Here is a 12,749-nt window from a genome sequence, read left to right on the forward strand (position 1 = left end):
TCAACGAGTCCTGACACTAGCGGTCGGTTTCAGTCGAATATCCAGAAGGGTTCGGCGGCGGCCGGATCATATCACCAGTCGAAGCGCGGCGAAGCCGCCCAGAAGCGCGATGATGCCGAGTGTGAAGACCATGGCGAGGCGCTTTTCGACGAACGATCGGACGGGCGGCCCGAAGCGATAGAGCAGGGCGGCCACGGCGTAGAAGCGGATGCCCCGCGCTACGATGCTCGACAGGATAAAGACGAAGGGATCGAGCCCCGTCGCGCCGCTCGCCACCGTGACGACTTTGAAGGGAAACGGCGTCAGACCCGCCATGAGCACGATCCAGGCACCCCATTCGTTGTAGGTCTGCGCGAAGTCGGCAAACTTACTTTCATAGCCGTAGAAGGCGAGAAGCGGCTCGGCGATCTCGTCGAAGAGTAAGGCGCCGATGACATATCCCAGAACGGCGCCGAGAACGGATGTCGCCGTGCAGATGAAGGCGAGCGACCAGGCCCGCCGCCGCTCTGCAATCACCATCGGAATCAAAAGGGCGTCGGGCGGGATCGGAAAGAACGAACTCTCGGCGAAGGAAACCGCACCGAGCGCATAGGCGGCCCTGGGCGTTGCCGACAAACGCATGGTCCAGTCGTAGAGGGATCGGAGCATGGGGCTCCCTTCAGTCGTTGATCAGTCCGACTTATCACGGGGGCGCCGATCCGCAATCGACTTGTCCCTTGTCCCGCTCCGTTCACGGAAGATCTATGCCGGCGTGATGAGGATACGATCGATTCCAGAGATCGCCCATTTCAAGCGCCGGAGCGGCTTCGCGAATGTCTCGCATCATTCGCTGACGGCATGACCTCATGTGCTAACATCGTTTGAGAAGCGGGCTGGCTCGGACAAGATGGCGCCCGACCTGTCCCGTCTGAACCAGCTCGAACCCTCTTCGTCGGCCTTGAAAGGATGATCTGTTGAGCGACGCGCATTTCGCCACGGCGGACGACATTCGAACGCGGTTCTCGCGCACCATGTCGGATATGTACCGTTCGGAGGTGCCCCAGTATGGCACGCTGATGGAACTCGTCGCGGACGTGAACGCGGCGACGCTGGCCGCTGATCCCGCGCTGAAAGCCGATCTCGAGCGGACCGACGATCTGGAGCGGATCGATCTGGAGCGCCACGGCGCCATCCGCCTCGGCACGGCGGAGGAACTCTTCACCATGCGCCGGCTCTTTGCCGTGATGGGCATGGAGCCGGTCGGCTATTACGATCTGTCGGTGGCCGGCGTGCCCGTGCATTCCACTGCCTTCCGGCCGGTGCGCGAGGAAAATCTCGCCCGCAATCCGTTTCGCGTCTTCACCTCGCTGCTGCGCCTCGATCTGATCGAGAACGAAAAGCTGCGGAGCGAGGCCGCCGCGATTCTGTCGCGCCGGCGCATCTTCACGCCTGGGGCGCTGGCCCTGATCGAACGGTTTGAAGCATCGGGCGGGCTGACGTCCGAAGAGGCCGACGATTTTGTGCGCGAGGCGGTGGAGACCTTCCGCTGGCACCGCGAAGCCACCGTCGATGCGGACACGTACCACCGCCTCTTCAAGGTCCATCGCCTGATCGCCGACGTCGTGTGCTTCAAGGGTCCGCATATCAACCATCTGACGCCGCGCACGCTCGACATTGACGCTGTGCAGGCCGAGATGCCGGCGCGCGGGATCGCGGCGAAGGACGTGATCGAGGGGCCGCCGACACGGCGCTGCCCCATCCTTCTGCGCCAGACGAGCTTCAAGGCGCTGGAAGAACCTGTCGTCTTTCGGGGCGAAGGAGAGGGCCAGGCGGGCACGCACACGGCCCGTTTCGGTGAAATCGAGCAGCGCGGCTTGGCGCTGACGCGTAAGGGCCGCGCCCTTTACGATCGGCTTCTGGCGCAGGTGCGCGATGCCGGCGGGCAGGGCAATGCGGGGGCCGACTACGCCGCGCGTCTGGCCGAGGCGTTCGCCGCCTTCCCGGACGATTATGAGACGCTTCGCCGCGAGGGTCTCGGCTATTTCCGATTCGTCCTGACCGACAAGGGCCGGAGCGACGTGTCCGCCGGACTGGACTCTCTGTCGATGGAGGCGCTTGAGGCGGCGGGTTACGTCGAAGCCTATCCGATCGTCTATGAGGATTTCCTGCCCGTTTCGGCTGCTGGCATCTTCCAATCCAATCTCGGCGGCGAAGAGCAGCGCAGCTATGCCGGCCATGCCAGCAAGGAGGCCTTCGTTCAGGCGCTCGGCGCGCCGGTTGCCGATGAGTTCGCGGTCTATGAGGAGGCGGAGGCGCGGGCGATCGCCGAGGTGCGGGCCGCGCTTCGTCGCAAACTGCACGACAGCGCGGCGTAAGGCGGATGGGTGGTCGGCGCACTCCGGCGCACGAGGCGTTTCTCGCACCTGTCGCTTTCGAAAACGTCGCGTTCGTTGCAGGTGCAGGATTCTGCCCTGCCCATTCGCGCAACGTGATTTCCAGGATGCCGAAAGGTCGATTGCCGTTAAAGACGACCCGCGCAGCCATGGGCTCTGGGAGGCGTCGGCGCCTCCGCCGCCGCACACGAGTGCACTCAGGGGAGAACTGTCCGTCGATGTGGCGGTTATCGGCGCAGGCTTCACCGGCTGCTCGGCGGCGCTGCATCTGGCGGAGGGCGGGGCCGATATCGCCGTTCTCGAAGCCGAGGAGATCGGCTTCGGCGGCTCGGGGCGCAATGTCGGGCTCGTCAATGCGGGCATGTGGGTGATGCCCGACGACCTGCCGGCCGCGCTGGGCGAGACGCATGGCGAGCGCCTGCTGCGCCTTTTGGGCGATGCGCCTCGCACGGTGTTCGAACTGGTCGAGCGGCACGGCATCGCTTGCGAGGTGGAGCGGCAGGGAACGCTGCATTGCGCAGTCGGCACCAAGGGGCTGGCCGAACTCCGGGAGCGCGAGCGTCAATGGCGCGCGCGGGGCGCGCCCGTGCGTCTGCTCGATGCAAGAGAGACGGCCGCCAAGGTCGGCACATCCGCCTATGCCGGGGCGCTGTGGGATGAGCGCGCCGGCACGATCCAGCCGCTCGCCTATGTGCGCGGCTTGGCCCAAGCCGCCATTACAGCGGGGGCACGGATGTTCACGTCGAGCCCTGCCGTCTCGGCCGCCGACGAGGGCCGGGAATGGCGGCTGCACACGCCGAACGGCGTCGTGCGTGCGCGGCGCGTGGTGGTGGCGACGGATGCCTACGCCAGGGGCATCTGGCCGGAGGTGCGCCGCGAGCAGGTGCATCTGCCCTATTTCAACATGGCGACGCCTCCGCTGGACGAAGCGCTTCGGCGCTCGATCCTGCCAGAGCGGCAGGGCGCATGGGACACCAGAGAGATCTTGAGCTCCTTCCGCTTCGATCGGCAAGGGCGGCTCGTTTTCGGCTCTGTCGGCGCGCTGCGCGGGCCGGGCCATGCGATCCACCGCGACTGGGGACAGCGGGCGCTCGCCAAGCTCTTTCCGCAGTTGCGCGGGATCGGTTTCGAATATCTTTGGTACGGCCAGATCGGCATGACCGAGAACAGCCTGCCTCGCTTTCATAAGCTCGGGCGGGACGTCATCTCGTTCAGCGGCTATAACGGACGGGGCATCGCGCCCGGAACCGTGTTCGGCCGCTGCTTGGCCGATCTCATGCTTGGCCGCATCGGTGAAGCCGATCTTCCGTTGCCGGTGACGCCAGCCGAAGACGTCCGCCATCGCGCGCTTCGCGAGGCCTATTACGATGTCGGCGCGCAGGTCGCCCACTTCGCGGGCGCGCGCGTGTGACCCTCAACTCTCATTCACCCAATAGGATCGATCCGACTATGCCCGATACGCACGCTTCCCTTCGCGCCGAGGCGCAGAGCCTCCTGTCCGAACTCGGCGTTCGGGAGGCGGCGTATGGATCGGGCGCGCGTCAGGTCGTCTCACCGGTGGACGGTTCGGTTCTGGCCTCGGTGCCGATGATGGAGGCCGGAGAGGTGGGCGAGGCGATCAGCCGGGCGCACGAAGCCTATCTTGCCTGGCGCCTCGTGCCCGCGCCTCGGCGCGGCGAACTGGTTCGCCTGCTCGGTGACGAACTACGCGCCCATAAGAATGCGCTGGGCCGCCTCGTATCGCTGGAGGTGGGCAAGGCGCCTTCCGAAGGGCTCGGGGAAGTTCAGGAGATGATCGACATCTGCGACTTCGCGGTCGGCCTGTCGCGCCAGCTCTACGGTCTCGTCATCCCGTCCGAGCGGGCCGATCACAAGTTGACCGAGCAATGGCATCCGGTGGGCGTCGTCGGAGTCATCTCCGCCTTCAACTTTCCGGTGGCGGTCTGGTCTTGGAACGCGGCCCTTGCCCTCGTCTGCGGCGATGCCGTGGTGTGGAAGCCGTCCGAGAAGGCGCCGCTCACCGCGCTCGCCACGCAGGCCATCTTCGAAAAGGCGGCCGCCCGGTTCGGGGACGCGCCGGCCGGTCTCTCCACGCTTCTTTTGGGCGAGCGCGGGGTGGGCGAAGCCTTGGTGGACGATGCGCGCGTGCCCGTCGTCTCGGCCACGGGCTCGACCCGCATGGGCCGCGCGGTCGGCGAGCGGCTCGCGCGCCGCTTCGCACGCGCCATCCTGGAACTGGGCGGCAACAACGCGTCGATCGTCACGCCTTCGGCCGATCTCGACCTCGCGCTGCGGGCCGTCGCCTTCGGTGCCATGGGCACGGCGGGCCAGCGCTGCACCACGATGCGCCGGCTGATCGTGCATGAAAGCGTCTACGACACGCTCGTGCCACGCTTGAAGCGCGTCTATGGCTCGATCTCGGTCGGCAATCCGCTGACATCGGACGCGCTGGTCGGGCCGTTGATCGACGGCGCGGCCTTCGAGGCGATGCAGACAGCGCTTCAATCAGCGACCGCCGTCGGCGGCACGGTGACCGGCGGCGAGCGCGTCGATGTCAATGGCGACGCCTCCTTCTACGTGCGCCCGGCGCTGGTGGAGATGCCCGCGCAGACCGGGCCTGTGGTGGAAGAAACCTTCGCGCCCATCCTCTATGTCCTCAAATATCGCGATCTCGACGAGGCCATCGCGCTTCAAAACGGCGTTCCGCAAGGCCTGTCCTCGTCCATTTTCGGCACCGACATGCGCGAGATCGAGCGCTATCTGTCGGCGTCCGGCTCGGATTGCGGCATCGCCAATGTCAATATGGGCACGTCGGGCGCAGAGATCGGCGGCGCTTTCGGCGGCGAGAAGGAAACGGGCGGTGGGCGCGAAAGCGGCTCCGATGCCTGGAAGGCCTATATGCGCCGCCAGACCAACGCCATCAATTACGGCCATTCGCTGCCGCTGGCGCAGGGCGTGAAGTTCGACGTGGATGGCGGCTCGGCGCAAGCCTGAGTCCGTTTGTTGTAGACGATGCAGGCGGCTCCAGACGCCGCCTGCCGTTCCATTTCCCAGCGTATCGTCGAAGGAAGCGATCTTGCGTCCCGCCTCATTCCGTTCTGGAATGGGCCATGCAAACACCGCGCCGCTTTCTTCCGTCCATCAGCTTGCTCAGCGCCTTCGAAGCGGCCGCTCGAACCGGCAGTTTTACGGCAGCCGCCTATGAGCTGAGCCTGACGCAGAGCGCCGTGAGCCGGCAGATCAAGGCGTTGGAAGACCAGCTCAATGTCCCGCTGTTCCTGCGCGAGCGCCAGACGGTTCGGCTGACGCCGGCGGGCGAAGCTTATTCCCGCGATATCAGGGATGCGTTGCGGCGCATATCGACGGCGTCGCTCAACATTCGGGCCAATCCGTTCGGCGGCACGCTCAATCTCGCGATCCTGCCGACCTTCGGAACGCGGTGGCTCGCGCCGAGGCTACCGGACTTTCTGGCGTCGAACCCGGGGATCACGATGAATCTCGCGACGCGTCTCGTGGAGTTCGATTTTCGGCTCGACACGATGGACGCGGCCATTCATTTCGGCGTGCCCAACTGGCCCGGTACGCATCATCTCGAACTGATGGCGGAGGAGGTGGTGCCTGTCGCCAGCCCGGACTTTGCCGCGCGGCATCCGGCGAATGGCGATCCGGCCGCGCTTCGACAGCTTCCGCTTCTGCATATCACCTCGCGCCCGGCAGCTTGGGAGCAATGGTTCGCGGCCCATGATGTCGCGAGTGATGGCGTGACGGGCATGTTGTTCGACCAGTTCGCGACCATCGCACAAGCGGCGATGGTGGGATTGGGCGTTGCCCTCCTTCCCAGCTTTCTCATTGCCAAGGAGATCGAGCGCGGCGAACTCGTGCCGCTCTTCGATCGGCCAATGCGCTCTGCGGAAGCCTATCATCTCGTCTGGCCGAAGGAGCGTGATCCATTCCCGCCGCTCAAAGCTTTTCGGGACTGGCTCGCTGCTGTCACGAAGGCGAGCGAGCCGATCACCTGACGGCGGCATGGCACGTCGGCAGGAAAAGATGGCGTGCGGCGACGCCGTCAGCCGCGTTGCAGCAGGCGCTCGATGGCCGCTCTGAGGAAGACGGGCGAAGAGGGCTTGGCGCAGACCATGGCGGCGGGATAGCGCGCGAGAAGCTTCTTCTCGTCCGCATGTCCGGAATGGAAGATGATCGGGATGCTGGCTTCCTTCAAGCGATCCGCCGCCGGATAGACCTCGCCATCCAGAAGCTGAACGTCCAGAATCGCGCAGGTCGGCAATCGGCAATCGATGGCGGCCAAGGCCTCGCGAACCGTCATATAGGGACCGTCCACATGGTGGCCGATATCCTCGATGATGTCTTGAAGGTCCATCGCGACGAAGAGTTCGTCTTCGACGATCATCACCGAATTAGTCATCTGCGAGCACCGACTGGGGAAGGCGCAGCGTCAGGCAGAAGCTCGACCTGTCGAACTGGCGCTCCAGAACCGCGTCCAGCTGCTTGGCGGACGTCTCCATCAGAAGCGTACCGAAGCCATTGCCTTGTGCCGGCTCGCTTTCGTAGTCCATGCATTCTTTCCACTCGAGCACGACGCCGTTTTCGCTTCTTTGCCATCTAACGGAGAGCGACGCTTTGTCACGGCCCAGCGCGCCGTATTTCACGGAATTCGTCGCCCACTCGTGAAGAATGAGCGCCAATGGCGAGACATGCCGCCAACTGATCGGGACGGCAGGCCCTTCGAACTGCACCGGGATATGGTCCCGGTAGGGTGAGAGCGTTGCTGCGACGAGGGCGGACAGCTCGCTAACGGCGGCGGAGCCGGTGGGCGAGGCCAGCGAATGGGCGCGTCCCAGCGCCATGATGCGCTCGCGCGTGTCGGCCGCGAAGGAGCGTGTGTCCTGGTGCGTGCGCGCGCCCGCCGAGATCATTCCGCCGATAATGGCGAAGAGGTTCTTCACGCGGTGGTTCATCTCGCGCAGCATCAGCTCGCGCGTTTCCGCCAAGGCGAATTCGGGCGTCACGTCGATCGAGACGCCGACGATGCGCCGCTCGCCCTGTGTCGTAACGGTGCGCCCGATGCTGCGGACCCAGCGATACTGCTCCGCTTCGCCGCGAATGCGAAAGCGTGCCTCGAAATCCTGCAGGTCGTCCGCCGCCAGGTTCAGCCGCTCGGCGACCATGGGCCAGTCGTCTATGGCGATCTGTGCGCGCAAATCCGACAGGCGATGGGTTTCGGCCTCGCTCATGCTGAGCATGGTTCGGGCGGCCGTATCGAGCTTCAACGTGTCGAGCGCGGGCGTGAACTCCCAGATGCCGATGCCGCCCGCCTTCAAAGCGAGATCGAGCCTGTCCCGCTCGGCCGCGAGCTGACGCTCCAGCGACAAGGCCTCGGTGATGTCGGTGAGAACCAGCGATGCGCCGTCGATCGCGCCGGTCTGCGTGCGATAGGGCATGACACGTAGCGACAAGGTGCGTTGGCCATCGCGCGTGGAGACGCGCCGTTGGACCACCGGCCCGCCATCGGCCACTTGCCTTGCATCCGTCAGATAGGCATTCCCGGCGATCTGGCTGGCAACATCTGCCAGAGGACGGCCGCGATCGCTCGGCTGAAGTGGAAAGATCGAGGTCGCGGCGCGGGTGAAGCTGCGAACGCGCATTTGATGGTCGAGAACGACGACGGAAAGCTCGGTGGAATCGTAGAAATTGCGCAGATCGGAATTGGCGAGGGTCAGCTGATCGACCTTGATCTTCAACTCGTCATTGACGGTCGACAGTTCCTCGTTGGTCGATTGAAGCTCCTCGTTCATCGACATCATTTCTTCATTGGAGCTTTTCAGCTCCTCGTTCGCCGTTTCCAGTTCCTCGACGGCCGAGCGCAGGCGATGCCGGGTCAGCCGGAGCTCGTCTTCCAGAACTTCGATATGATCGTCGCCGACATTCATCTCGACGAGGTCGGGATCGCTGGTCGGGCGGAAACTGCCGGCATCGCGCACCACCAGAAGCAGCGTGGCGTCGGGCAGGGGGTCGCAGATCACCTCGACGGGCTGGACGCCATATTCGGAGGCGACGTCGATGTCACGCGCCACGAGGCGCTTTCGGGTGTCGCGGACTTGGCGGATCAGCGGGCCGATCACTTCGCGCAGGCCGGAGCGCGCCAGAGTGATGGCGCTGATGCCGCCCGAGCGGGTTACGGGGAAATCGAAATAGCGGCTGAGGCGGCCATAGGCGGCGATGATGCCGCCGTCATGATCGAGCACCATGCTGGGCGGCGCGTAGCGATCCACGACCCGGCGCACGGCGATCGTCTCGTCGGCAACCGTCAGCCCGGCCGGACGTTCGTCCCGGTCGCCGCGCCGGGTTTCATGCCGGCGCGACCCGCTCGGCAGGTCGATCGGATATTTGGGGGAACCGGGCGAGCGCGTGAAAATCCTCGCCTGATGGTCGATCGTCGGAAAGAGCTGGTCGAACCGGCCGACGCTTTCGGAGGGTCCCAGGAACAGAAACCCACCCGGCCGCACGGCGTAATGGAACAGCGGCAGGACGGACTGCTGGAGCCGATCGTCGAAGTAGATGAGGAGATTGCGGCAGGATAGGAGATCGATCCGCGAGAAGGGCGGGTCCTTCACCAGGCTATGGCTGGAGAAACGGATGAGATCGCGGATCTCCGCCGTGATCGTGAACCGCTCCGCATGAAGCATGGTGTAGCGTTCACGCAGCGAGATCGGAATATCGGCGAGGGCGGAGGCCGGATAGGACGCCTCGCGCGCGATCTGGAGCATCTGCTCGTCGATATCGGTCGCGAAGATCTGGACGGCCAGCGGAACGCCAAGGACCCGCGCGGCCTCTGCGAAAAGCATGGCGATACTGTAGGCTTCCTCGCCGCTGGAGCAGCCGGGAACCCAGACGCGCAGATCCTCGTCGCTGTCGCGCGAGCGCATCAAGGGCTCGATCGCCTGCACGCGAAGCGTCTCGAAGAAGTCAGGGTCGCGGAAAAAGCGCGTGACGTTGATCAGGAGATCGCGAAACAGAGCCTCGCATTCGGCGCCGTCGCTGCGAATGCGGGCGAGATAGGCTCGCCCGGAATCGATGCCGAGAACATGCATCCGCCGCTCGACCCGGCGCACGAAGGTCGTGCGCTTGTAGCCCGTGAAGTCGTGTCCGACCGTGGTGCGCAGCACCCGGCAGAGATCGTCGACGTGATCGGCGACGAGTTCGGCTTCGTCATCGGAGCCGTCCAAGCCGCGTCGGTTGAAGAAGGCCGACAGGCAAGCCAGGATTTCGCCCGGTCGCTTTACGAAATCCACGAGGCCCGTTCCGACGGCCGAGACCGGCATTCCATCGTAGCGGGCCGACTGAGGATCCTGCACCACGCAGACGCCGCCATGCTCCTTGATGGCACGCAGGCCCGTCGTGCCGTCCGCGCCAGTGCCGGAGAGGATCACACAGGCGGCGTTTCCCTGCTGGTCGCTGGCGAGCGAGATGAAGAAGTCGTCGATCGGCCGGCGCAGGCCGCGCGGCTGCGCGAAGCTGGTCAGCTCCAGCACGCCTTCGCTGATCGCAAGGCCGCGGCCGGGCGGAATGATATAGACCTTATCGGCTTGAAGCCGCTCGCCGCCCTCGCATTGCAGGACTTCCAGATCGGTGTGCCGATCCAGAAGCTGCGCCAACATGCTTTCATGGTTGGGGTCGAGATGCTGGACGACGACGAAGGTCATGCCGGTCGGAGCATGGGCGGCCGAGAGCATCTCGCGTAGCGCTTCGAGCCCGCCGGCAGACGCGCCGATGCCGACGATCGGGAGGAAGACCTCGGTTCGTCGGTTCTGCGCGCTATCGTTGCTCATCGAATTCGCCTCGGACCGATCAAAGGCCATCGACGGTCTGAAGATCGGCCAGCGTCAATTTGGCTTGCGCAATCGTGGAGGCGGTGTTGGCGATCACCATCAACGAGCCTTCGAGGGCGAGGCCACTTTCGGCAAGGGCAGGGCTCAGACGGCTCAAGGCCGCGCTGAGATGCTCGTCATATTGTGCGAGCCTGTCGGGGTGGGAGCGGCTGACGTCATATTGCGAGGCGAAGATGAAGCGCACCTTGCCCGAGCGTTCCCGCAGCTTGGACATATAGAGAAGATTGACGAAGGGCTGTCCGTCCTTGCGGAAGTTCACGATGGAGGAGCGCACCGTGTCCTGCTGAGGATGGCGCAGAAACGCATGAATGCGCGCCTTTGCGTCCTCGTTTTCGGCCTCGTGTTGCAGGAAGCGACAATTGCGCCCGACCACCTCGCTCGCATCGTAACCCGTGAGTTGGGAAAAGGCCCGATTGACCAGAACGAGCGGATTGTCGCCGCTGGCGGAGGCCAAAGCGAGCGCGATCGTCGCGCGCTCGAAATACTCGTTCAGTTCGGCCGGGATGGGGAAGGCTGGCACGGATGGGCTTCCATTCAAATCTGCCTTTGCACATAGCGGACTGGAAGCAGATCGGAAAGCTTGGTCAGCATATCGATACGTCAGGTCAGCCGAGCCGGTCGCTTGAGGCTCACCGACGCGAAGCACCCGTCCAGCCTTGATCGGCCGTCATGACCTATCCGTGAGCCGGCGGGGTGAAACCACCCGAATACGCGAGAGCTGGCCCGGGCGACCGCCGAATGGCTCGCCCCGGCTACCGGCCCCGATCGACATGCCGGCCCAGGACGTCCCGACATTACCAGCCATAACTGAAGGTCGCTCCGCTCTGGCCATTGCCATTCTGAACGACCGCGTCCCGCGCGTTCTTGCCGTACTGGAACAGCGCATAGGCATTGTCGTTGCCGTTCTGCTGAAGCGTACCGGAATGACCGTTGCCGCGCTGCTGGATCAAGCCGATATTGCCCCGTCCGCGCTGCGCCAGACCGGCCGCATTGCCGTATCCGCGTTGGTCGATATTGCCGCCGCGAAGGTCGCGAGCGATGGAGTAGAGCCGCATTCCCGTCGAAAGCGCCTCGGCGGCTCCCCGATCCGACGGGGCGAGCGACCAGGAAACCTGACCGCCGGCTTGGGCGGGAAGGGTCGAAAGGCCCTGGCCGAGGCCCGCAAAGGCGAGGGCGATCACGAGGGGTTTGAACGAGCTGGTTTTCATGTCGATCTCCACCATCCGGCTCTTCCGGCCGATGAGAAGAGATTCGCATCCGGCCGCTGAACCGGATCGGAATCCGCCGTTCAAATTGCATTCATTCCTTTTGAAGGCGAACGATCAGACCGAAGGGCGAAACGCAAAAAGGCGCCGAAATCGGCGCCTTCGTCCCATGACATCTTGGCTTGGGCCGATCAGATCCGGCCGCTCACGCGCTCATTACAGGAGATCGTCTTTCCCGCGACCGTGACGTCCAGCGACACGTCATAAAGCGCGCCTTTGCTGGAGAGCGTCACGGAGCCGAGCGTCGCCGTCTTGCCGGCCTTGGTCTCGAACGGGCCGCCCTGCGTCAGTTGCGTGCCCCCGCCGCTGCCCGAGCCTTCGATCTCTAGGGAATAGCGGCCGCTGACGCTCTTGTCGGTTTCGACAAGCGCTTCCAACGCCAGAAGCCCCCCTTGAGGCGTCGCCCGGATTTCGCAGCGAACGGGCGCGCCGCTCGGGGTGGTCGAGCCGGACATGGCAGCCCAGGCCGCGGCCGGTGCGAGAACGAGACCCAGCGCCAGAAGAGTCCGGCGCGACGGAGAGGAAAAACGAAGCATCGGTCGATCCCTAGCGGTTGGATGGCGCGATGCCGGAAAGCATCTGCAGCCTGAAAAAGCGGACGTGAGGCCGGCGCCCGGCTGGGCCGGGCGCGCTGGTGGATGGAAGGAAATGAGGGCTTAGTCGCAGGTCTGTACGAAGGCTGCGACATTGCCACCGCCGCCCTGCGCCACATTGGCCGAGCAACCGCGACCGACCTGCACGCCGGCGGCGATATTGCCGTTGCCGTCCTGCGTCAGGATCGAGGTGTGATTGGAGCCGAACTGACCGACACCCGCCACGTTGCGCTCGCCGCGCTGATAGGTCGAGCTCGAATGACCATAGCCCTCCTGTCCCGATGCCGAAAGGTTCTCATGGCCATATTGCTGGCCGGTCACGCGGTTGGCGCCGCCGTGCTGATAGACCCGGATGCGATTGCGCGTGCCGGCCTGCGCGCCGCCGGCCGAGTTGGACCAGCCATATTGCTCGATGCGCACATCATTGGCCGAAGCCGGCAGAGCGCTGATGAGGCCGACCAGCGAAGCGAGGGCGAGGGAGGCAAGGGACTTGGCGATCATGGGAGGCGTCTCCAGAAGAGGGCGAACCGTTTGTTCACGCCCTCTTTCTGCGCCTTCTCGCCGGAACCCTCCCTGAAGGGCATGTTCAGATGTCGTTCACTCGTCAGGCTG

Annotated in this window: 11 protein-coding genes; 4 read left to right on the forward strand and 7 right to left on the reverse strand. The window is 64.8% G+C overall.

Features of this window, described 5'->3' with window-relative positions; genetic code table 11:
• Positions 1-66 precede the first annotated feature (66 nt).
• Positions 67-648, reverse strand: coding sequence for a YqaA family protein (locus NS365_RS16475; RefSeq protein WP_058601396.1), 582 nt, complete (start codon positions 646-648; stop codon positions 67-69).
• 305 nt (positions 649-953) lie between these two features.
• Between NS365_RS16475 and hglS the strand changes: the two genes are divergently transcribed.
• From hglS to NS365_RS16495, 4 genes are all read left to right on the forward strand, one after another.
• Positions 954-2,354, forward strand: coding sequence for a 2-oxoadipate dioxygenase/decarboxylase HglS (gene hglS, locus NS365_RS16480; RefSeq protein WP_058601397.1), 1,401 nt, complete (start codon positions 954-956; stop codon positions 2,352-2,354).
• Positions 2,355-2,493: 139 nt separating this feature from the next.
• Positions 2,494-3,783 (forward strand): NAD(P)/FAD-dependent oxidoreductase, encoded by a 1,290-nt coding sequence (locus NS365_RS16485; protein WP_058601419.1) that lies wholly within the window; start codon positions 2,494-2,496, stop codon positions 3,781-3,783.
• A 38-nt stretch (positions 3,784-3,821) separates the two neighbouring features.
• Positions 3,822-5,366, forward strand: coding sequence for an L-piperidine-6-carboxylate dehydrogenase (gene amaB / locus NS365_RS16490; protein ID WP_058601398.1), 1,545 nt, complete (start codon positions 3,822-3,824; stop codon positions 5,364-5,366).
• Between the two features lie 116 nt (positions 5,367-5,482).
• On the forward strand, positions 5,483-6,391 hold the full coding sequence (locus NS365_RS16495; RefSeq protein WP_058601399.1) for a LysR family transcriptional regulator: 909 nt from the start codon (positions 5,483-5,485) through the stop codon (positions 6,389-6,391).
• A 47-nt stretch (positions 6,392-6,438) separates the two neighbouring features.
• Here NS365_RS16495 and NS365_RS16500 read toward each other — a convergent pair whose 3' ends face one another.
• The 6 genes from NS365_RS16500 to NS365_RS16525 all read right to left on the reverse strand — a co-directional run bounded on the left by NS365_RS16500 (position 6,439) and on the right by NS365_RS16525 (position 12,638).
• Positions 6,439-6,783, reverse strand: a complete 345-nt coding sequence (locus tag NS365_RS16500; RefSeq protein ID WP_430515430.1) for a response regulator — start codon at positions 6,781-6,783, stop codon at positions 6,439-6,441.
• 4 nt (positions 6,784-6,787) lie between these two features.
• Positions 6,788-10,219 (reverse strand): chemotaxis protein CheB, encoded by a 3,432-nt coding sequence (locus NS365_RS16505; RefSeq protein WP_058601420.1) that lies wholly within the window; start codon positions 10,217-10,219, stop codon positions 6,788-6,790.
• Between the two features lie 19 nt (positions 10,220-10,238).
• Entirely contained in the window at positions 10,239-10,799 is a 561-nt protein-coding gene (locus tag NS365_RS16510; protein WP_058601401.1) for a PAS domain-containing protein, read from the reverse strand.
• A gap of 274 nt (positions 10,800-11,073) precedes the next feature.
• Complete coding sequence (locus NS365_RS16515) at positions 11,074-11,487, reverse strand: hypothetical protein (RefSeq protein WP_058601421.1); 414 nt, start codon at positions 11,485-11,487, stop codon at positions 11,074-11,076.
• Positions 11,488-11,675: 188 nt separating this feature from the next.
• Positions 11,676-12,080, reverse strand: a complete 405-nt coding sequence (csgH, locus tag NS365_RS16520) for a curli-like amyloid fiber formation chaperone CsgH (protein ID WP_058601402.1) — start codon at positions 12,078-12,080, stop codon at positions 11,676-11,678.
• Positions 12,081-12,200: 120 nt separating this feature from the next.
• Entirely contained in the window at positions 12,201-12,638 is a 438-nt protein-coding gene (locus NS365_RS16525) for a curlin (protein ID WP_058601403.1), read from the reverse strand.
• Positions 12,639-12,749 lie beyond the last annotated feature (111 nt).

Source organism: Aureimonas ureilytica (assembly GCF_001475935.1).
In the GTDB taxonomy this organism is placed as follows: domain Bacteria; phylum Pseudomonadota; class Alphaproteobacteria; order Rhizobiales; family Rhizobiaceae; genus Aureimonas; species Aureimonas ureilytica_A.